We start from the raw sequence: 21,873 nt of genomic DNA on the forward strand, positions 1-21,873 counted from the left end.
CTGCTACAAGTTGCGGCGACTGGTGAGGTTTTGGCTCAGGTTTTTGGCGCTGATAATTCTCTGACTTCTCTGGATTTTCTCACTCTTTCTCCTTAATACCACAGCGCATTAAACAGCGTGTAAGGTTCCATTCACACAGCACCTTACCGCTGTTTATTCAAAAAATCTAATCCTAAAAAAATAGCTGCGATGCTTCCTGCTACACAAATTTCTCGGTTTTTTATTTTTACCAAAACTTCGGCAACGGGGACTAAAACTACTTCAATATCTTCTGTAATATCTAATTGGATTTTGCTGGCAAGCTTGACATTTTTAGCAAAGTATAGGTAGATAGAATTGGTGTCTTTTACGGGGTTATCATATAAGGTTGCTAGTTCCAAAATTTCTTCAGCAACATATCCCGTTTCTTCGGCCAGTTCTCTGGCGGCTGCCAATTTCCCGCTCTCTTCAGCAGGGTTGAAAGATCCGGCAGGCAGTTCCAGCAAAATTTCCCCTACTCCGTGCCTGTATTGGCGCACTAATACAAGTTCTTGCTGCTCTGTCGTGGCAAATACGAGGGCGATATTGGGTCGGACATTAACAAAAAAGTCGTCTATAATTTGTCCGCTTGGCAATTCTATTTCATCTTGTCTAACCTGACACCACTTGTTGTTAAGAACAAAGCGCGATCGCAATAATTTCCATTTAGTTAAATTTTTCATATCGCAATAATGTTAAACTTTCAGCGTCATCCGAAGGCAAAATTTTCTTATCCCTAATCTATTTCAGATCAAAAATTTCACTTAGCCGCCATGCCATACAAAAAATTACTCACCCGATTTGGGGAAGACTTACAAAAATTGACTGTTAATTCTCTACCAGCGGGATTGTTTGCGATCGAGTCACTGAGTCTGAGTCTAGCAGTCGTCGCCGCAGTTGCAGCAGTGCCCGCAACACTGGAACCAGCAAATGCTTCTACAGTCACAAGTTGGAAATTCGATCCGGCGACAAATCAGCTAGAAATTACTCTCCCAGAGGGAACAACCCCCACATATTCTCTACTCAATCCGTCTCAGATTGCTGTGGATTTGCCCAATACTGAGATCGGAGTAGATGCAACTCAGCTATACCCGCAAGGTAGAGTGCGTTCTGTGGGGGTGAGTCAACTTCAACCGGGAACGGCGAGAATTCTGCTCAATTTGGCTCCTGGAGTCGGTTTCAGCGCAGGGCAAGTTCAATTCCAAAGAAGCGGAGTAGAAAATCGCTGGGTGTTGCGTCCTTCGATGGAACCGACTCGGAGCGTGGAAACTCCCCAAACTCAACCCCAGCCTGCAATACAAGTACCGCAAAACCAGCAGCCTACAGATTCCAACTCAAATGCGGCCACAGAGGTCGATCGAGCTGAATCTCCTACTTCCCTAAATCCCGCTACAAATTCTTCGCAGCAGCCAACTCCAAACGATCAAATCCGACCGCTAAGAGTGCCTTTAGTCAATGTTCGCCTTGACGAACGCCGTGGGGTACAAGCTGCTGCTCTACCCCGCCTAGACCCTCAAATAACGGCTGCTGCTGCACCCCAACAGCGCACGCTTACTTTTGGTGAACCACTTCCTCGCGGCCGCTCAAATGCTCCTTTGCAGGCTGCGACTGGGGCGAATGTCTTGCTGCCGGCGGGCACGGAGCTCAGTTTGCTATACCCCGGCGATCGGGCTTTGCGACTGCAAGCGAAGCCCAGCCGAGAGGAAGTGTTGCTGCTGCAAGGGGGAATTCTCGACAATCGCGGTAATACGATCGTACCTGCCAATACGCCAGTCATCGGTCGGTTTGAAACAACGAACCTCGGCAGTCGATTTGTGGTCGAAGCTATTAGTCTCAACGGTCGCAATATTCCTCTCTTGGCTCGCTCGGAGCCAGTGGGAGGCCGACGAGCTCAGCCTTCCGATCGCAGTTTGTTGCGAAATACTGGTATTGGTGGCTTAGCTTTGTTCTTGCTGAGCGGCTTTTCTGGTATCGGTTTGTTGGCGGGGGCCGCCGGTGGTGTTGCTACAACTTACGTGGCTGCTCCTCAACCTGCTACGATTCAACCCGGCCAAATTTTGCAAGTTCAGTTAACCGAAGATTTCCCCCAGTTTGGTTTTTGAAGGAAGGAAGAAGAAGGAAGAAGGAAGAAAGAAGAGGGAAGAAGGAAGAGGGAAGAAGGAAGAGGGAAGAGGTTCGAGGGAAGAGGTTCGAGGGAAGAGGTTCGAGGGAAGAAGGAAGACTTCATTCTTCCCTCGAACCTCTTCGTTCAAAATTTACTTAGAGCAGTTTTCCATTCTCTGAAATAAAGTAGGGACTTAGGCTTAGCCTAAGTCCCTACCCCCTATCTGTACTTCACTCAAATCAAAACCGCTATATAGGCGATTTAGAAATTTTGACCTTCAGTGGTTGGAGCTATAGAACCCGGTTGGTTGAGGAACAGGTTTTTAGCGCCGTCGTTTTGGTAGATACAGTTAATTTCGGGTTGAGCTTCCAGGGGGCCGGTGAAGCCAAAGGTGTTCATGCGATTTTTGCAATCGCGCACTTGGTCTTGGCTGATGAGTTTTCTTTGTTCCAGAATTGCCCAGTTATTGGTTCGCAGGACGCATCCGGGGCGCATACTCGGCTGCGAGATGTAGACGTTGAAAGGGTTGAGGGTGACGTAGAGGCGCATATCTGTCACCATCGCGCTTGCTCCAAACTGCACGCAAAGTTCTGGGTTCGGGGCGCTGCGATCGATAAATTCACGGGAGGCTACGTTCTCTGGGCTAATTGTAGCTGTGGAGCTAAAGGCAATGCCAATCCCAATTCCCAGAATAAAGACGGCTGTTAAAATCCCTAGGGTGGCGGAATTGAGGAAAGAGGGTTTGCCCGACTGAGGTTGACGCCGCGACTGTCCGCCCATTGAGCCGGGGTAGTCGGAGTCTTCATCTCCTCGGGATGGGTCGCCGCTGAATCTGTCGTTGTAGGATTTAGGTTTGCGTTTCATATAAGGTTCCCTCAGTTCTGGAGACTCAACAGGTAGTAGTTTGTTATTTTTAGCCGATCGCGCCTTTCTAATATTATGGCGCTAGGAAGGTGGTTGCGGAGGGCCCAGGACACCCCCTGTGGGTTTGGTGTTGGGTTCACAGCTCGCGATCCACTAAGGGGCTGCCTTGTCTGAATTTTCAGATTTCAATAAAATAGCTGAAAGTGAGATAGTCTTGCACAGCGGAGGAATCCGGCTCAAGATTGTTGACAAATTTTAACATTTTACAAGTCAGGAGGTATAGATTAGTGTCTGTCGAAATTATTCAAAAGCCTTCCACAGTCCGCAAGCTTGCACCGCGCTACCGCGTTCTGCTGCACAATGATGATTTCAATCCTATGGAGTACGTGGTGCAGACTTTGATGGCGACGGTACCAAGTCTGACTCAGCCACAGGCGGTAAATGTGATGATGGAAGCCCATACTAACGGGATGGGATTGGTGATTGTTTGCGCTCTCGAACACGCTGAGTTTTACGCTGAAACGCTCAATAACCACGGATTGAGCAGCACCATCGAACCTGACGATTAGAACCTGACGGTACTGCAACGGATTCGTCCAGCCGGTTTCAGACTCATACCGTCAACTCTACAAATACCAAAAAGCCAAGGGTTCGGCCCTTGGCTTTTTGGTATATTTAATCCGGTAGAGATGGAAATTTGAAGAGCATAGGTTGTTCGGAACGGCCGGAAGTGGTTCGGAGCTAGGTGAGCTCTCGCGCCAATTTTAACTCTCCAATCTCAAATCGGGATTCGAGGAAATTAATAACGTCCTCCTCCGCCTCCCCCTCCGCGAGCAAATTTTCCAGGGCCACCGCCGCCCCGGTTGCCGCCACCCCGGCCGCCTTCATCTTCGCGGGGCTTGGCTTTGTTAACTTTGAGGTCGCGACCCATCCACTCTGCTCCGTCGAGAGCACTAATGGCTGCATCTTCTTCTGCATCTGTGGACATTTCTACAAAACCGAAGCCGCGGGGGCGACTGGTTTCTCTGTCGGTAGGTAGATGTACTCGCTTAACGGTTCCGTATTCGGCGAAGACGGTGGTGATGTCTTCTTGGGTAACTTGGTAGGATAAGTTACCGACGTATATCGACATGAGGAATAACTCCAAAATTTAGACAGTGCGAAGATTTCAGTTTCGGAGAGTCCCCTGCCGATACAGAAGGGCAAGTTTTTAGACAATTCTGTAGCAATGAACAAAGCCTGCAACTGAATCTGATTCACACTTGGTACTTTAACATAGAATAGCGTCTTTTGAGTAGGTTTTAGGAGTTAATTAAGTTGTTCTAATTAAAGGTAAAACTTTTAGGGTATTCAGAAACCTGGTTGATCGGTGTGATGTTTTGCCGGCAGTGGAAGCAGAGAAAGTTATGCCGCCCGCTCTCACCGCAGGAAAGATACATCCACCTTGCCAAAGTTGGTACTCAAAGCTAGGTTTACGTTTTCCAGGGCTTTGACTAACCACACCACGCCTTCTCGGGTACTGCATTCGTAGTGACCGAACAAAATTGCCAGTCGCTTTTCTAGGTAGGGCTTGACTTTGCCGCAAATTAGTACGATTTTCAGCAGCAAACCTGTGGTTTGGGTCGGTCCGAGGTTTGAGATTAGGTCGATGAAGACAAAGTGGTTGGGCCGCACAGGACTCTCTACTACTAAAAAGTTCAATAACTGGCTGCAAGTTCTAATCATTAAAAATTCATTAAACTTCTGATCATCGCTGTGGGGCAGGGTATTTTGTAGTTGCTTATACAATTTTTCGTTAAAGAGACGTTTGCCGTAGCGGTCATCGGTGACAGAAGAAATCAGGTATTCGTACAAGTCGTCTTTAAAGGAGCCGTAGGACTGATTTGTGCTGGCGTTCGCCGTGAAACGGCCCGCTAGCTGTCTGTAAGTATCGGCTCCTTCTACTTTTCCCACAAATTGCTTGAGGGCAAAAAACAGTTCCGGGTCGGTCAACAGCGTCGGGTTTTTTATAGGTTGTATACTTCTTTTGAAGGAAATTGAGGTCCCTTGGCGCGCTGTTTGGGATTTTCTCACTTGGTGAGCCACGTATTGGGAGAGGTTGATCTCAAATTGCTGCTGCTTTTGAGCTTGGATTTTTTTAATGATTTTCTGCTGTTCGTAGGTGCTGTCGTCGCTCAGGAGGCAGTGTTTGTAGAGGTAAGGGTAACGGGGAATTAATGTTCCGAGGGGAAGGGTAGCAGGGGTTTTGCTGTTGCTGCTACTATCTTCATTGCTGTGAGTTATGACTTTGGCTAAGCGTTGGAGGGTGAGGTACTGTTCACTTTCGGTAAATTGATTTACTAATTGGGGGATGGAGCCTCGCCCCCGCGATCGATTGTATCCAAATAATATTTTGGGCGCTTCTTCAAACACAGCTATCAATTCAGGGATGGCCGCTTGCTTGCTGGGGTAAGTTTGCCAGCGGTTGATCAGGATGTGGCAGCAGCGGTTGAGGATGTATTTGAATTCTTGTTCAGCGTGTTCTGAGCGTGCTATTTTTTCGAGTGCGTCGGCGACGGAGCGATCGGGATATCCGGTACCTTGGATAAACAAAGTGCGAAAGCGGCTGATGAGTTCGGCCGGCTGCTCTCGTTGTACCAACTCCAGCCAGTGCTTGTAAAGTAGCTGTTCTTCTTCGTGGCTTTGTCTGTTGTAGTCGTTCACTGTGGATTAACCCTCCCAGGCTGAGGCAGGAGCTTTCAGCGCTATTATCTTGATGAATTGGCCAATGAATCGCAACAATTGAGTCAACCGAGCTTCTCGCCGGATGAGGCTTATGGGTAGAAGCTGTCAGCAGCTTAAGCCGATCGATATTTTTGCTTAGTTAAACTATTTACCAACACCAGCATGACATGAATTGTTGGTAATTAGCAAGGCCTTAAATCACCATCTACTTTGTAAAGTATTGGTAAAGATTGTGGGTGGGTAGGGAATAATTTCTGGGTGGGCGGACCATTTAGTATTAGGATGATCAAGGTCAATCCTGATCCGCAGCCCGCTGTTAGTTAAATTTGAGGTTGGGCGAGGTAGAATTAGCTGGGAAAATTATTGGAAAGGTGAGTGCTGGTTATGGTTTGTCGCGTAAGTATCGCCCAACTATCTGAAATTTTAAGTGTACCTTTGCCTGCTGTGTCTAAGGGAGTTTTGACAGCTTTAGGGACAGGTATTGCCACAGATACGCGCACTCTTGAGGGGGGCGAAGTATTTTTGGCGCTGCGGGGTGACAATTTTGATGGTCATCAATTTGTGGCAAAAGCCCAGGATTTGGGGGCGATTGGCGCGATTGTCGATCGAGATTGGCAAGAGGAATTGCCTAATTTTCCGCTGTTGCGCGTTGACGATACTTTAAAAGCTTACCAGTCGATCGCCCGTTGGTGGCGTGACCAATTCAGTATACCTATAGTTGCTGTTACTGGTTCTGTAGGTAAAACTACTGTTAAAGAGTTAATTGCGGCGGTTTTGTCAACGAAGGGAAATGTTCTTAAAACTCAATATAACTACAACAATGAAATTGGAGTACCAAAAACTCTGTTGGAACTTTCACCGACCCACAATTATGCTGTAATTGAAATGGGAATGCGCGGGAGTGGCGAAATTGCGCTGCTGTCGCAAATTGCGCGTCCTACTGTGGCGGTAATTACTAATGTAGGAACGGCGCATATCGGGCGATTGGGTTCGGAAGAGGCGATCGCCAAAGCTAAGTGCGAACTGTTAGCCGAAATGCCTGCTGATAGCATTGCTATTCTAAATCACGATGGTGACAGATTAATCGCAACTGCGTCAAAAGTGTGGCAGGGAAAAACTTTAACTTATGGTTTAGAAGGCGGGGATTTGTGGGGAGAATTGCTCAATCCTGATACAATATTAGTAGAAGGTGTGGAATTGCCGCTGCCACTGCCTGGACGCCACAATGCTGTAAATTATTTGGCGGCTTTGGCCGTAGGAAAAGTTTTAGGTATTGATTGGGAAGTTTTAAAGCAAGGTTTGTCTGTGCAGTTACCGGATGGACGGGCGCGCCGCTACGATTTGCTGCAGGATATTGTGATTCTAGATGAGACTTACAATGCTGGTTTGGAGTCGATGTTGGCAGCCCTGAGACTATTAGCAGATACTCCGGGAAAGCGCCGGATTGCGGTGTTGGGAACGATGAAGGAATTGGGCGACAGGGCGATCGAATTTCACCGACTAGTGGGAAGGACGGCGCGAGAGTTGAATCTCGATGCTTTGTTTGTTTTTGCTGATTTTGAGGAAGCGGCGGCGATGGCTGCGGGTGCGGCGGGTTTGCCTTTTGTGGAGGTAGGAGATATTACAGCCAAGGATGGGCGGGAAGATTTAGCAAAGCGGTTGTTGGGATTTGTCGAAAAGGGCGATCGGATTTTATTTAAAGCTTCTCATTCAGTTGAGTTGAATCGAGTTGTGGAGAAGTTTAGGGCAGATTTTGCGGGGGAGTAATAGAAAAGAAATTTTGGGGATTTGAAATTATGCGAGCGCTTCTAGTCGATCGCCGCCTCAAACTCACGTTTCGATCGCTGATGCGTAGGGTAAGATGCCCATCTGCACCTAAGTCCCGAGGGTTCAATATCCCGATCGCTCTAACGGCCCGATTTCAATATCGGGCTCGATCTCAATTATTGAAATTTTGGCATTTTCAACTACTGTATTTCCCATCATTGTATTGTGCATTGCCTCAAACTTAGATTCTTCCTTAGCAATTCGTTCGTAGTGCAAAATTACGTGATAACGCTTTTCAATTGGCTCTCCAGAATCTGAAATTTCCACCGCGTCCCAATCTATATTTTGAGCTTGTTCGGCTTGCTGGCGGTAGCGAGAGGCTAAGTTTTCTAAGGCGATCGCGATCGCGTGTTCTTTCGTTTGTCCGTAAAAATTCATGGTATCATCAGGGCGATCGCTCAGAGATGACGAAATCTGACAAAGATACTGCCCGTTTGATTGAGCGCAAACGTCGATCGCAATTGTACCAGCAGTGCGATCGGGATTTATTTCGGTCATCTCAACCTCGCTATCTTATGAAATAAAATTGCTAAATTGTATCTGGGTCAATATTTAATTCTCGCAGTTTTGCGGCCGGACGATCGGCTCGTTGAGCCTGTTATTCGGAGCGTTGCGTCTCTTGTTGAGCACGTTGCATTTCTATCAAAATTGAGATGGAGGAGAACATTAGCTATACGGTTTAAGATTTGCTAGACAAAATGGGGGTACATTTGAGGCGATCGCCGATCGCCTGAGTCATCCATCCGCGTCAGTCAGCGTTCATCTGCGGGTGCTAAAAAGAGCGTCAAACCCAGCCATCCCCTACGGAATCGCCCTGCTTCACTCCCCTGGCTGAATTTGACTCCTCACCCACTCCCGGAACAAGCGAATTAAAGCATTTTCTTTTGTAGTCCTCCTCAATTCCAAAAAGCGCAGCATCTCAACTTGCGACAAAAAAGGAAAAGTCGGAGACACATCTCTTTCTGTATATTCCTGTGCTTCCAACTGATAAATTATTAAACGATTTCCGTCGTAGCGCCAAACTTCCGGTACGCCTAAACTTGCATATAAAGAAAGTCGATCAATCGAACTGCTAGTCACCTCTATTTCCACAACTAAGTCCGGTGGCGGATCTTGATTGAGATCGATTTGTTCTTTGTCCCAAACCACATTCTCATTTTGGATGTAGTAGCACTGATCTGGTTCTAATCCGCGAGCCAAATCTTCGCGCCTGCAAGTTAGTGAACCCAAACTCCGAATTTCGACATTTAATTCTTCAGTCACACTTTCCACAAAACGGCCTAAAATTTTCTTACTACCTTCATGGGGTGCTGATGGAGTCATAATTTCTAAATTTCCGCGATCGTAAGTCAGGCGAATTCCTCTCTGTTGGGCTAACTCATTCAGCAGGGATTCGTATGTTGTCCAGCTAATGTTGTTCAGCAGAATTCCGCTACTTTGACTCGGGATCAGGGTGGCTGTCATGGCTACCTGCCTGGGTTGTAAATTATTGATTGTATATTAGCAAATATTATCTTGATTGATGCGCGATCGCCATTTTAAAGCGACTTTTGAAGCGAGCATCTCTTTCGGCCAGTAAAAAGCATTTTTTAGGAGTGTGAAAATAAAAGTGGGATAAGCTCCAGCGGATCTAAGTTTTACTATCAAGTGCGATCGCACTCTTCTGGGCTGTCTCGCCCGCCCGAAAAATACAATTTAGATCCGCCTCGGCTTATTCCCATTGACCAAAGTTAAAAACTAGATTTTCCTAGTTTTTAACCTTGGTGATTGAGTGCGACGAATCGATTCGTCGCACTCAATACACTACTTCGCAGCTTGACGCTCTTTTGCCGCCTTAATCACTTCTTCAGCGATGTTATTCGGGCAAGGAGCATAGTGCGAGAAGGACATTGAGAACTGTCCGCGCCCAGAGGTCATAGTACGCAAGTCGCTAATGTAACCAAACATTTCGCTCAACGGTACATCTGCCTTGATCCGCGCTCCTGTTTGTCCTGTCTCCTGAGATTTCATCATCCCCCGGCGGCGGTTGAGGTCGCCGATCACGTCGCCCATGTAATCATCTGGAGTGAATACATCGACATTCATAATCGGTTCGAGCAACTGAGGCGCCGCTTTAGGCAGAGACTGCCGATAGGCCGCTTTGGCAGCAATTTCAAAGGCCATTGCTGACGAGTCAACGGGGTGGAAACCGCCGTCTAGTAGGGTGAATTTCAAGTCCAAGCAAGGGAATCCGGCCAAGACGCCTTTGTCAATGCAGCTTTCAAAGCCTTTTTCGACGGCGGGCCAATATTCTCTTGGCACGCTACCACCAGTCACTTTGGACTCAAACTGGAAGCCGCTTCCCACCTCACCAGGCTCGATCACATAGCCGATTTTGGCAAATTGACCGGAACCACCTGATTGCTTTTTGTGGGTGTATTCGTCTTCGAGGCGCTTGGTAATCGACTCGCGGTAGGCTACTTGTGGTTCGCCGACTTCTACTTCGATGCCGTGGGTGCGCTTGAGAATGTCTACTTTGATGTCGAGGTGTAACTCGCCCATCCCCTTGAGAATCGTTTCGCCGCTTTCTTGATCCGTCACCATGTGGAAAGATGGGTCTTCTTGCACCATCTTGGTGAGGGCTGCTCCCATTTTTTCTTCGCCGCCTTTTTGTTTCGGTTTGACCGAAATCGAAATAACGGGATCGGGGAATACCATCGGCTCTAGGGTGGCGGGATTTTTGGGGTCGCAGATGGTGTGTCCGGTGCGGACGTTTTTCATGCCGACGATCGCTACAATGTCCCCTGCTTGCGCGGAGTCAATTTCTTCGCGAGAGTTCGCGTGCATTTCCACCAAACGGCTGATGCGCTCGGTTTTGCCTGTGGCGGTGTTGAGTACGGTGTCGCCCTTGGACAACTTACCGGAGTACAGGCGGGTGAAGGTTAAAGCACCGTAGCGATCGTCCATGATCTTAAACGCGAGTGCCCGCAATGGTCTGTTGGGATCGACGAGCGCAAACTCGCCGGTTTCCTCGCCATCGAGATCGACTTCTGGCTGCGGTGTGACTTCCATCGGGTTCGGCAGGTAGTCAACTACGGCATCGAGAACCAACTGCACGCCTTTGTTTTTAAACGATGAGCCGCAGTAGGTGGGGAAAAATGCCCGATCGCGAGTACCTTTGCGAATGCAGCGCTTGAGGTCGTCGAGGCTCGGCTCGTTGCCTTCGAGATACTGTTCCATCACAGCGTCGTCTTGCTCGACGGCCAGTTCGATCAACTTTTCGCGCCAAGTTTCGACATCATCGACCATATCGGCCGGGACATCTTTAATTTGATAGTTCATCGGATCGCCGGAGTCATCCCAGATCCAGGCTTTGCGGGTCAGCAAATCGACTACGCCGCAAAACTTTTCTTCTATGCCGATCGGCAATACCATCACCAGCGGTTTAGCTCCGAGGATTTGATCGACTTGCTTGACAACGCGGTAAAAATCTGCACCGGTGCGATCGAGCTTATTGATGTAGATGACGCGAGCGACTTTGGAATCGTTAGCGTAGCGCCAGTTGGTTTCAGATTGCGGTTCAACTCCACCCGAACCGCAGAACACACCAATGCCACCATCGAGAACCTTCAAAGAACGGTAAACCTCGATCGTAAAATCGACGTGTCCCGGAGTATCAATGATGTTGAGCTGATGATCGTTCCAGAAGCAGGTGGTAGCAGCGGATTGAATCGTAATACCGCGCTCTTGCTCCTGTTCCATGAAGTCAGTAGTCGCCGCGCCTTCGTGAACTTCACCAATTTTGTGGATTTTACCTGTCAGTTTCAGGATTCTTTCTGTTGTGGTGGTCTTGCCAGCATCTACGTGGGCGAAGATGCCGATATTTCGATAACGAGTGAGATCTTTCATAATTACTGTTGAGATTAAATGCGACGAACCGTCGGCGACCACCTGCAAGCGTGACAAGCGAGGAATCAATGTTGCCTGGTAAGGCCAGTACAGGCCGGATTTCCTTTTCCCTGTTTCTGGCAGGACTATCTTAATTTTGACACTTTCTCGTCATTCCTGCGAAGGATTCTGGGTTTAATAAGTGCCCCAAGCCTGACAACTCATAAAAATACCCTAGACCAAGGGAAAAATCGTCTCCGAAAGTAGGTTGGGTTGAGGCACTCCTACCCAACAAATTCGTGTTTTGGACGCTTCGCTCAACCTGATATTTTGCACCATTCTCAGCAAAACCGTATAAACTGGGTTTCTTGACAAAAAAACTATGATTTTACGTGACTTTGTGGCAAGAAACCCGGTTTCTGACATTAAATAGGCAAAGGCCAATAAACCGCCCTACGGGGAGAGGGCGGGTTTGGCAGCAATAAACAGCCGGCTTTAATAGATATTCGCTTAACCTGCCACTACAAAATATTATTAAAAACCCCGTTGCGGCGTCCAAAACTATCTAAGTCAAAATCGACCCACTCATCATCCGCTGATATCTCCGCTCCAATTCATCCCGCACCACCGGCCACTGATTCAAACTTTCATCATTCTCAATTACCATTTGAGCCGCCGCCCTCGCCAACTCCAAAACCTCCTGATCCTCCACCAAACTGGCCAAAGCAAAATCCGGCAAACCCGACTGCCGAGTTCCCAAAACCTGACCGGGCCCGCGCAATCTCATGTCCATTTCTGCAATAAAAAAACCATCTTGAGATTGTTCTAAAACCTTCATTCTCTGCATGGCTTCCGCAGTTTTGGAACCGGGCATTAACAAACAATAAGAACGGTTGCTGCCCCGACCGACTCTACCCCGCAACTGGTGCAGTTGCGACAGTCCAAAACGCTCAGAATTTTCAATCAGCATTACCGTTGCATTCGGCACGTCTACTCCCACTTCAACAACAGTAGTAGATACTAAAATATGCGTTTCTTTGTCTCGAAACTTAGTAATTGCCTCATCTTTGTCAGCACTGCTCATCCTACCGTGGAGCAAACCCACCTTAAACTCAGGAAATACGCTTTTTTGCAGTTTCTCTTGTTCCTCAATTGCCGATCGCACGTCCAACTTTTCCGACTCCTCCACCAACGGCAGCACCACATAAACTTGACGCCCGCTCGCCACTTCCCGCCGAATCAAATCGTAAGCTTGGATGCGTTCTTTGGCAGACAGTACAGTGGTTTGAATCGCCTGCCTGCCGGGGGGAAGTTCATCAATCTGACTCACATCTAAATCCCCGTGCAGCGTCAGCGCCAGCGTCCGGGGAATGGGAGTTGCCGTCATCGTCAAAACGTGGGGAGCTTCGCCTTTTTGCTGCAATTTAGCGCGCTGCTGCACACCGAATCTGTGCTGTTCGTCAATTACCGCCAAACCCAATCTATGGAAATTCACCGTATCTTGAATCAGCGCGTGAGTTCCCACTAAAACTGGCAATTCTCCGGTTTCTAACTGGTTGTGAATTTCTCGGCGCTTGGCTACTTTTGTGGAACCAGTTAAGAGTTCGACAGACAAGTGCATCAAATTAAACCAACCTACCAATTTGCGGTAGTGCTGTTCTGCTAAAACTTCAGTCGGCGCCATTAAAGCGGCTTGATAGCCGGATTGAATTGCTGCTAGCATTGCCACGACGGCGACTACGGTTTTGCCGGCGCCGACATCGCCTTGCACCAATCTATTCATCGGTTGCGACGAAGCTAAATCGTTGAGGATGTCGTTAATTACTCTTTCCTGAGCATTAGTCAAGGCAAAAGGCAAGATTTCATAAAAATGTTCGATCAATTTGCCAGTAGGAAGGATGACTGCACTAGCTTGAGCTTTCCTTTGGGTTTGGCGGCGCTTTAAAAGCCCTAATTGCAGGTAGAAAAATTCGTCAAAAACTAAGCGCCGGCGGGCGGCGGCCAAACAATCTCGATCGAGCGGAAAGTGAATATTAGTCACGGCATCGGCTAAACCCATTAAACCGTAACGCTCGCGCAAATCCTCTGGTAGCGATTCTGGCAACATTTTCGCCGCCGGCATTACAGCCAAAATCGATCGCCTCACCGAACCAGCATCCACCCCCTCCGTCAACGGATAAACTGGTATCAGGCGGCCGACTTTCATTGATTCGATCGCACCGCCGGAGTCATCTAATACTTCTAACTCAGGATTTTCTAAAGTAATTCCATATTTACCCTGCTTCACCAACCCGGAAGCTGCCAGCACCGCACCAGTACAATACTCGCGCTTTTTGAATTCTTGCCAACCGCGATTACTGTAGCGAGGGCCTGCAAAAAAACGACTAATTTTTATTTCTCCGGTGCGGTCTTTTAAAATTACTTCTAATATGGTTAATTTCTTATTCTTCGGACTAGAAAAGCAATTGCAGCGCTTTACTTCTGCGATCAAAGTGACAGTTTCCCCGGCTATTAGCTCGCGAATTTGTACTTGCTTTGCATAGTCGATGTGGTTGCGCGGATAGTAGTAAAGCAAATCATATACAGTGTATAAACCCAGTTTGGCCAAGCGGTTGCCGTTGGCGGGGCCGATGCCTGTGACGCGGGTTAACTGTTGGTCGAGAGTCAGGCTGGGCGGTGGGGGTGCTGTACTCAGGGGTACTGTTCGGGGAGCGGAAAGTGCTGGGGTGGTTGGTTCAGAAGCGTTAGCGTTTGCGGGTCTGACTTGTCTTGCTTGTTCTGGCTGGTGGCGAGTTTCTTGTTCCCAAACTTGCTCCATTTGCCTCAGAAAACTGACCGTAATGGCGATCGAATGTTGGCGCTGTTCAAGATCTTTCTGAGGGTAGATGTCAAATTCAGCGGCAAGTTGTCTAGCTCGATCGCGCGCCGAAGCCGCCACAGAACCTGCAAGTTGTCTCAAACTCAGGCCCAGAAACTCGCTGAAGCGGTATTGACTGCCTTGGATGTCGTTAAATCCGCGATCGGCTTCTACTGAAAGAGCTTTTTGCAATCGCTGCCATTCGGGTTGGTTATTAGTCATCAGTCATTAGTAATTAGTCATCAGTCATTAGTAATTAGTCATTAGTCATTAGTCATTAGTTATTAATCATAGCTCAAGAATTCCAGACAATTGACAACTGACAACTGTCAACTGATAACTGTCAATTGACAACTGACTAATCTTCAAACCAACTCGATCGCCAAGCCGACTCAGCCTCCACCACAGCGAGTTCCCGCTGCTTTTTCTGGTAATCGCGGCCCAGCGAGTTCAACTTTACAGACAGGTTACGAATTTGCTGGCGCCAAGCCGAGGTTCCCGCATCGGCAAACTCTATTTCCGATAGCCGCAGTTTAATAGCTGTAATGTGCAGCGCCCTACTACCAAAGGTTTCTGCCAATTTTCGTGATGCTGATGAGGCATCGGTTTCAATGATTAAGTTTAATAAGTTAGGCGGCCCGGCAACGCTGTCGCCGGAGGATTCAGCTTGAGAAGCAGCTTCTAGAACCGGTTCTGGCAATTGACTCGGCAAGATTGCCGATTGTTGCAGCAAGCGGTTGGTGTCGCGAGAAAGCAGCTTGAGTATATGGACGATCGACTTTTCAATACTATTTTGCCAGCGTGCCAAACTTTCCGGGGAATTGGCGTTTGGCAATTGATAATTTGCCAATGAAAATAGATAGTTAATGGCGGAAACTTGGTTTTTTTCCTTTTCGTCTTCTTCCTTGTCGTCTGATTCGTCTTCCTCTTCTTCCTCTTCCTCTTCATCGAAGTCGTCTTCGTCTTCTTCTTCCTCTTCCTCTTCCTCTATTTCTTCATCTGCTTGTGATTCAGTCACCAGCGATCGCAATTTTTCCTCCGACTCCGCAGCCAAAGCCTTTACAGACTGCTGCATTTTTTGCCGCCCCTCGAAGGACAACTTGAGAAACGACTCCGGTACTGCTTGAGTGCAAAGGTGATAGCAAGCCAAAATTAACTGCTGCCGCACCGCTTGTCCCAACGCAGTTAAATAACCTTCGTAGGTACTGCGAAACTCCAAATTCAAGGCTGCTAAAGCCTCTTCGAGTCCTGCCAAATCTTGCTCTATTCTCTCTCTTGGTCGCACCATATCTCTCGTATAAAATTAAAATAGGACTTATATCATTTCCGGTAACACCGGAATGATGTTGACTGTTGACTGTTGACTGTTGACTGTTGACGCCGTGAACAGTTAACAGTCAAGAGTGAACTCTAATTTACGATTCCGATGCTAACAGATTTGATATTACGCAAGTTTTCCATTTTTACGATATCTGTAGTAGTAAGGTTTGCAGTGATCAGCCTACAAATATAGTCTGTCCATAAGTCCTATAAAAATTAAAAATTAAAAATGCAAAAAATCAAGTTTTCACATTTTTAATTTTTAATTCTAAATCTTAATTTGGGATTATTGAACACCCATTTGGGCTGCCACTTCATCGGCAAAGTTAGCTTCTACCTTTTCAATGCCTTCGCCCAAGACAAAACGCACGAAGCGGCGCACTTGGATATTTTCTCCAATTTGGGCGATCGTTTGTTTTACCAACTCTTCTACCGAGATATTCTGATCTTTAATAAAAGGCTGATCCATCAAAGATAACTCTTTCATGCGCTTCTCAATCCGCCCTAGAACAATCTTTTCTTTGATGTTTTCCGGCTTGTTGCCCAAGTCATCCTTGCCCATTTCAATTGCCTTTTCTCTTTCGACAACTTCGGCGGGGATATCTTCAACTTTCACGTATTCCACATTCGGGCAAGCTGCAATTTGCATCGCAATATTCCGCACCAAAGTTTGGAATTCTTCGCGACGTGCCACAAAATCTGTTTCGCAGTTAACTTCCACCAGCACTCCCACGCGGCCGCCCGTGTGAATGTAGCTGCCTACAAGCCCTTCTGAGGCAACTCGTCCACCTTTTTTACCTGCCGAAGCCAGACCTTTTTTCCGCAGCCACTCAATGGATGTTTCCATATTGCCTTCGTTTTCAACGAGGGCTTTTTTGCAGTCCATCATGCCCGCGCCAGTTTTTTCGCGCAGTTCTTTAACAAGTTTTGCAGATATGTCCGCCATCTTCTTTAAGTTCCCAATCAAAATTAGTTATTAGTCATTAGTCATCAGTCATCAGTCATTAGTCATCAGTCATTAGTCACTAATTTTAATGTTAATGATTAGACCAGAGTGAAGAAATACCCAGTCGATCTTAGTATCGACTTTGTAGGTGTAGCGCCAGAATGAATTCTGGCGCTGACACAATGAATGCTTTTGCCAGAACTCTACTAATGACTTAGACTCGTGCTATGTACAATTAAAAATTAAAAATATCCAACTAAAAATAATTATTATTTTTAATTTTCAATCTTTAATTTTTAATTTCCTGGTGTCAGATTCCGAGGGCAATACTAGCTCTCGGTTTCTTCGCCCTCGGCCTCAGCAGCCTCGTCGGGATCTACATAATCGGGGTCATCCAATTCTTCGATTTCGACATCATATTCAGCGCCTTCGTAACCACCGTCGTAGTCGTAGTCTTCCTCAGAGTCGCCGCCCTGCTGACCGTGACGACCTTCGTAGATGGCATCAGCTAACTTGCCGACAATCAGCTTGATCGATCGAATAGCATCGTCATTCGCCGGAATCGCAATGTCAACCAAATCGGGGTCGCAGTTGGTATCCAACAGAGAGACGATCGGAATTCCCAACTTTTGGCATTCCAACACCGCATTATACTCGCGGCGTTGGTCTACCAGCACCACTCCGTCGGGAATCTTCCGCATAGATTTAATCCCGCCCAGATATTTCTGGAGTTTTGCCATTTCTCGGCGCAGTACCGAAGCTTCTTTTTTCGGCAGCAAATCGAGGGCGCCGATTTCCTCGCGGCGCTCCAAATCCTTGAGGCGCTCCACGCGGGACTTAATCGTCGTCCAGTTGGTGAGCATTCCCCCCAGCCAGCGCTGGTTGACGTAATAAGCACCGCAGCGTTGAGCTTCTTGGGCTACAATCCCGGCAGCTTGGCGCTTCGTACCCACGAACAAAAACTTTTTGCCTTTTTCTGAGGCAACTCTCATGTACTCGTAGGCGTCTTCCATAAGCTGAGCGGTTTGCACGAGGTCAATGATGTGAACCCCGTTGCGCTCTGTAAAAATGTAGGGAGACATTTTCGGGTTCCACCGACGGGTTTGGTGTCCGAAGTGAACCCCTGACTCTAACATTTGAGCCAAACTGACTACTGGCATTGTATTTTTAACTCCTGATTCGGGTTAATCCTCCACCCGGTCGTATTTCTGAAGGTTTGCGCCCTCGAAACACCCGAAAACCCGGATGTGCGAATTTAAACAACTTTTCTAGTTTATCACAAGCGCGCTACTTTTTCTGACAATCTGATATCCGTAGGGTTGGCTTGGCACCCGGATGTGAGATTTAATGGGCGGGTTGGGTGCGGGGTGTCCACGCTGCGGTTAAAGTTACTTGCAAGAGTTTCTTAAAAACAAAAAATCCAGGTGGAAGGTTGCCAAAGCCTTTGTTCGCTTGTGAGAGAATGGCGTTGTTGGTGCGCCTCTTGTGCGTTCTACCTTCGATCGAGCTGGTATCCCTTTTTTTCGATCGGCAATTCAGTCAGCTTTAGTAGCCTGCCCTCTCCATCCGCCAAAATCCCAAAGCTAAAAACGCCATGCCCATACCCATTCTCGTTCTGCTTGAAGTTCTAATTGTCATCGCACTTTCGAGACTTGTAGGTTTAGGATTTCGAGCGATCAAACAACCTCAAGTCATTGGAGAAATTGTAGCAGGAATTATGCTTGGGCCTTCTCTGTTTGGCTTAGTTGCACCTGATTTAGCAACAGCACTTTTTCCAGCCGAAGCCGTTCCCTTCCTCAACGTGTTGTCTGAGGTGGGGCTAATATTTTTCATGTTCTTGATTGGTTTGGAACTGAATCCCAAGTACCTTAAAAGCAATTTAGATATCGCAATTTTAACTTCCCACGTCAGCATTCTAGTGCCGTTTTCTCTAGGAAGCTTGCTAGCGCTGCTGCTGTATCCCATCGTTTCAAATAATAGCGTTTCCTTTACAGCCTTTGCCTTGTTTTTGGGCGCTGCGATGTCAATTACGGCTTTTCCGGTGCTGGCAAGAATTATTACAGAACACAACTTGCAGAATACCAAATTGGGGACGCTGGCCTTGACTTGCGCTGCGGTAGACGACGTGACGGCGTGGTGTTTGTTAGCGGTGGCGATCGCAGTTACTCGTACTAATTCGATGCTCGGTGCTTTGCCGACAATTATTGAGTCTTTAATTTACATCGGTTTCATGCTGACTATAGTTCGTTGGTTCTTGCAGCGACTTTCCAAACAGTACAACCGCACTGGAAGATTAACACAGTTATTGCTCTCCGGGATTTACATGGGAGTTGTAGCTTCTGCCTTAATTACTGAATGGATCGGCATTCATTTAATATTCGGTGCATTTTTGCTGGGCGCTGCTATGCCTAAAAATGCGGGATTAACCAGAGAATTAGCAGAAAAAACCGAAGACTTTGTACTAATATTTCTACTGCCAATATTTTTTGCTTATAGCGGCTTGCGGACTCAAATCGGCTTGCTCAACACTCCCGAATTGTGGCTGCTGTGCGCCGCAGTTTTAGGAGTGGCAATTGTCGGCAAATACGTCGGCACTTACGTTGCGGCGAGAGTTTGTGGTATCAACAACCGCGAAGCTTCAGCCCTGGGATGGCTGATGAATACTCGTGGTTTGACTGAACTAATTGTGCTGAATATTGGTCTTTCCTTGGGTGTAGTTTCGCCGCTACTATTTACGATGTTAGTCATCATGGCTTTAGTGACAACTTTTATGACTTCCCCGCTGTTGGAGTGGACTTATCCAAAACGGTTAATTAGATTAGATATTTCAGAAGTTAACTCTGAGGATTCAGAATTAGAAGATTCACAAATTGCTGACAGCAATGAAGAAACTGCTAATAAATTGCTGCCCACTTATCGAATTTTAGTACCTGTTGCCAATCCCAGCACGCAGAAAGGTTTACTGCGACTAGCGGTAGCGCTGGCGCAGCCGGCTGCTGGTATGGGTGGTGATGATTTACAGTCGGCGGCGGTTCATCCTCTGAGTTTGATAGAATTAAATGATGACTATGCTTTTGAAAGTACGCCTGCAGAAGCCGATCGCATTATTCAAGAGCGCCGCTCGAAATTATCAGAATTGATTGAGAGTTTGGAACTGCCGGAGGCACAAAAATTAGTACATCCGATCATTCGGGTTACTAATGATGTAGCGCGGGAAACTGCCAAAATTGCGGAAATAGATCGCGCAGATTTGATTTTATTAGGATGGCACAGACCTACTTTTAGCAGCAACCGTTTGGGAGGACGTGTCGGCCAAATTCTCAGCAACGCTAAGGTGGATGTAGCAATTTTTGTTGACAGAGGCAGGGAAAAATTGAATAACTTGTTAGTACCTTACGCGGCAAACATTCACGATGATTTGGGGTTAGAATTGGCGCTGAGACTGTTAGTTAATAGCGAGGAACGCCGTTTGACGGTGCTGCGGGTGGCGGTTGACGGGGAAGCTGAAAATGCTCTGAGTTATGAGTTTCAGCGAGTGATGGATCAGTTGCCGGTTGATGTACGATCGCGTATTGAAACTCCGATTGTGGAGGCTGCTGAACCCATTCAAGCAGTGGTTGCGGCTTCTGCTAATGCTGATTTGACTATTGCGGGTACGAGTCGGGAGTGGGGAATAGAGCGCCAAACTTTGGGACAGTATACTGATGAATTGGCTGTGCAGTGTCATTCTTCGCTGCTGATTGCACGATGTTACGTTAGAGTGCGATCGCACTTGGCATCGGTACTTCCTCAAATGTAGTCAGTTGACTGTTGACTGTTGACTGTTGGCTGTTGTTATTAGTTATTGGTTATTGGTTATTGGTGAGTTAGTACCAATGCCCAATGCCCAATGCCCAATGCCCAATGCCCAATGCCCAATTATTAATTACCAAGATTATGAATCATTTAAGCCTCAAATCGCTGGCATTTTACGGGATTGCGATTGGCTCAGTTTCACTGCTGTTTAAAGTAGTAACTGCTTATGGAGAAGCAAATTTAAAGGCTCCTCCGGCAATTGCGGGAAATTATCGCTTCGATCCTAACAGTTTGCCCGAATGTCTGAAATCTGATGTTTTGGTATTGACAATCGAGCAATCGGGTGTTTATTTGAGCGGTAATTTGCGATCGGGCAGCAGGGAGGGCAGGGAAAACACAGCCCAAGAGAAACCTTCTCTACTTGGTAAGTGGGAAACTCAAGGATTGAACTTGTCGGGTGCGGTTCCTAATTTAGCTGGTTGCAGCGACTCCACAGCAACCGGTCAAAACAGTTCTGTTAAAATGCGCGGAATTGTCGAGCAAGAAAGCCTCAAGGGAAAAATTAGTCTAACTGATAAGACGGCGGCTACTGATTTTACGGCTCAAAGAGAAGCGGCGGTGCAACCCCAGAAGCAGGAACATTGATTGATCCCAATAGAGAATAAGAAATGGGAAATGGGTAATTCTTTGTCGCTTTCCGACTCTCCCCTTCTCCCCTCATGAACCAAGGAATCACAAAGTTGCGGCGGGGTGGGGGAGTGGGCGATCGAACTCCCGACACCGAAGCTCGCCTGTGACGGTCGGTTGCTGCTAAATTAGAAAATATACCTAAAAGTAAATGATAAAAATAAAGTATCCCAGAGAAGTTCTTGGTTGAGAATTTGTCTTGCTCAAGACCCCCCGTGCCCGTATAGTTTGTTTGGAATGGATGTTGCCGTGATATTAATGCCGTCAGAAACTTCGCTTACCCAGTCAAACCCGTTAATTTTAGACAGTTTGCCAGACTTGTCGCCTTCCGATGGGGGATGTCCCCGCCGAGCCAGATTACAAATTGACTTGATGTTGCTGGCGATCGAAGCCTTGTATCTCGGAGGTGCCGAAGAAATGCTGGCAGTGTCAAAGGACCTGGAATTGGAATCAATTATCAAAAATCGGGTTGCCCTTTGGCTGATGCGTAATACTAACCCGCTGAGACGCTACACGCAGCGCCGCTCGCTTACCATGGTGGAGGCAAAAGCGCTGGTGGCGATCGCCTGTAATATGGCGCGTAAGTTAACCGCCACAATTCGGCAGTTGCTGCTAGACTCGCAGCAGTTGCGATCGAAAAATATCCCCCTCAACCAGAACCTGCAGCTGGCCGAGTATTTAGAACGCTTTAGAGCTCACTTTCGATCGCGCATGAACCCCAAGCGATCGCTAGTTGCAGCTTACGATTCCGACGACAAGCTCAACGAACTAGCTTTGAACTTGTTGAGCAAACTGTTATTTTGTACAGGCACAGCAGGAATGCAGCGCTTCTGGGTTAGCCTGTTTGATGGAGAAGTTGAATAA

The 21,873-nt window shown here is 47.3% G+C and carries 18 protein-coding genes; 7 read left to right on the top strand and 11 right to left on the bottom strand.

The window, feature by feature from the left end; genetic code table 11:
- Window positions 1–143: 143 nt before the first annotated feature.
- On the bottom strand, window positions 144–701 hold the full coding sequence (locus NDI35_RS07105; RefSeq protein WP_445312107.1) for an NUDIX hydrolase: 558 nt from the start codon (window positions 699–701) through the stop codon (window positions 144–146).
- Window positions 702–791: 90 nt separating this feature from the next.
- On the opposite strand from NDI35_RS07105, the gene NDI35_RS07110 reads away from it, so the two are divergent.
- Together NDI35_RS07110 and NDI35_RS07115 are read left to right on the top strand one after the other, a co-directional pair.
- Window positions 792–2,120 (top strand): AMIN domain-containing protein, encoded by a 1,329-nt coding sequence (locus NDI35_RS07110; RefSeq protein WP_445312108.1) that lies wholly within the window; start codon window positions 792–794, stop codon window positions 2,118–2,120.
- Window positions 2,110–2,301 (top strand): hypothetical protein, encoded by a 192-nt coding sequence (locus tag NDI35_RS07115; protein ID WP_445312109.1) that lies wholly within the window; start codon window positions 2,110–2,112, stop codon window positions 2,299–2,301. The genes NDI35_RS07110 and NDI35_RS07115 overlap by 11 nt, the downstream gene beginning before the upstream one ends.
- 82 nt (window positions 2,302–2,383) lie before the next feature.
- Here the strand turns inward: NDI35_RS07115 and NDI35_RS07120 are convergent, their stop codons facing one another.
- Window positions 2,384–2,986: a DUF3172 domain-containing protein gene (locus NDI35_RS07120; protein WP_333035210.1), complete on the bottom strand. Its 603-nt coding sequence runs from the start codon at window positions 2,984–2,986 to the stop codon at window positions 2,384–2,386.
- A gap of 287 nt (window positions 2,987–3,273) precedes the next feature.
- Between NDI35_RS07120 and clpS the strand changes: the two genes are divergently transcribed.
- The gene (gene clpS, locus NDI35_RS07125) at window positions 3,274–3,555 is read left to right on the top strand and encodes an ATP-dependent Clp protease adapter ClpS (RefSeq protein WP_190658451.1); all 282 of its coding nucleotides are present in this window, start codon (window positions 3,274–3,276) and stop codon (window positions 3,553–3,555) included.
- A 230-nt stretch (window positions 3,556–3,785) separates the two neighbouring features.
- Here clpS and rbp read toward each other — a convergent pair whose 3' ends face one another.
- Together rbp and NDI35_RS07135 are read right to left on the bottom strand one after the other, a co-directional pair.
- Window positions 3,786–4,118 (bottom strand): RNA-binding regulator, encoded by a 333-nt coding sequence (rbp, locus tag NDI35_RS07130; RefSeq protein ID WP_006635107.1) that lies wholly within the window; start codon window positions 4,116–4,118, stop codon window positions 3,786–3,788.
- A 287-nt stretch (window positions 4,119–4,405) separates the two neighbouring features.
- Window positions 4,406–5,689 (bottom strand): Sll1247 family protein, encoded by a 1,284-nt coding sequence (locus NDI35_RS07135; protein WP_445312110.1) that lies wholly within the window; start codon window positions 5,687–5,689, stop codon window positions 4,406–4,408.
- Between the two features lie 405 nt (window positions 5,690–6,094).
- Here NDI35_RS07135 and NDI35_RS07140 point away from each other — a divergent pair, with 405 nt between their 5' ends.
- Window positions 6,095–7,477, top strand: a complete 1,383-nt coding sequence (locus tag NDI35_RS07140) for a UDP-N-acetylmuramoyl-tripeptide--D-alanyl-D-alanine ligase (protein WP_445312111.1) — start codon at window positions 6,095–6,097, stop codon at window positions 7,475–7,477.
- 123 nt (window positions 7,478–7,600) lie between these two features.
- Here the strand turns inward: NDI35_RS07140 and NDI35_RS07145 are convergent, their stop codons facing one another.
- The 7 genes from NDI35_RS07145 to rpsB all read right to left on the bottom strand — a co-directional run bounded on the left by NDI35_RS07145 (window position 7,601) and on the right by rpsB (window position 17,687).
- On the bottom strand, window positions 7,601–8,035 hold the full coding sequence (locus tag NDI35_RS07145; protein WP_445312112.1) for a hypothetical protein: 435 nt from the start codon (window positions 8,033–8,035) through the stop codon (window positions 7,601–7,603).
- A 321-nt stretch (window positions 8,036–8,356) separates the two neighbouring features.
- A complete protein-coding gene (locus tag NDI35_RS07150; protein WP_445312113.1) occupies window positions 8,357–9,001 on the bottom strand; it encodes a Uma2 family endonuclease in 645 nt (214 codons plus the stop codon).
- A gap of 339 nt (window positions 9,002–9,340) precedes the next feature.
- Window positions 9,341–11,425: an elongation factor G gene (gene fusA, locus NDI35_RS07155; RefSeq protein WP_445312114.1), complete on the bottom strand. Its 2,085-nt coding sequence runs from the start codon at window positions 11,423–11,425 to the stop codon at window positions 9,341–9,343.
- Between the two features lie 544 nt (window positions 11,426–11,969).
- Window positions 11,970–14,483, bottom strand: coding sequence for an ATP-dependent DNA helicase RecG (recG, locus tag NDI35_RS07160; RefSeq protein WP_445312115.1), 2,514 nt, complete (start codon window positions 14,481–14,483; stop codon window positions 11,970–11,972).
- Window positions 14,484–14,619: 136 nt separating this feature from the next.
- Window positions 14,620–15,549 carry a hypothetical protein gene (locus NDI35_RS07165; RefSeq protein ID WP_445312116.1) on the bottom strand — a complete coding sequence of 310 codons (930 nt, stop codon included), beginning with the start codon at window positions 15,547–15,549 and terminating at the stop codon, window positions 14,620–14,622.
- A gap of 318 nt (window positions 15,550–15,867) precedes the next feature.
- Window positions 15,868–16,527 (bottom strand): translation elongation factor Ts, encoded by a 660-nt coding sequence (tsf, locus tag NDI35_RS07170; RefSeq protein WP_333056024.1) that lies wholly within the window; start codon window positions 16,525–16,527, stop codon window positions 15,868–15,870.
- Window positions 16,528–16,856: 329 nt separating this feature from the next.
- Window positions 16,857–17,687, bottom strand: a complete 831-nt coding sequence (gene rpsB / locus NDI35_RS07175) for a 30S ribosomal protein S2 (RefSeq protein ID WP_333189325.1) — start codon at window positions 17,685–17,687, stop codon at window positions 16,857–16,859.
- Between the two features lie 434 nt (window positions 17,688–18,121).
- Here rpsB and NDI35_RS07180 point away from each other — a divergent pair, with 434 nt between their 5' ends.
- From NDI35_RS07180 to NDI35_RS07190, 3 genes are all read left to right on the top strand, one after another.
- The gene (locus NDI35_RS07180) at window positions 18,122–20,326 is read left to right on the top strand and encodes a cation:proton antiporter (RefSeq protein WP_445312117.1); all 2,205 of its coding nucleotides are present in this window, start codon (window positions 18,122–18,124) and stop codon (window positions 20,324–20,326) included.
- Window positions 20,327–20,430: 104 nt separating this feature from the next.
- Window positions 20,431–20,967, top strand: coding sequence for a hypothetical protein (locus NDI35_RS07185; protein ID WP_445312118.1), 537 nt, complete (start codon window positions 20,431–20,433; stop codon window positions 20,965–20,967).
- Window positions 20,968–21,246: 279 nt separating this feature from the next.
- Window positions 21,247–21,873, top strand: coding sequence for a DUF3038 domain-containing protein (locus NDI35_RS07190; protein WP_445312119.1), 627 nt, complete (start codon window positions 21,247–21,249; stop codon window positions 21,871–21,873).

It is taken from the genome of Microcoleus vaginatus FACHB-2002, assembly GCF_040004035.1.
Lineage (GTDB): Bacteria > Cyanobacteriota > Cyanobacteriia > Cyanobacteriales > Microcoleaceae > Microcoleus > Microcoleus vaginatus_C.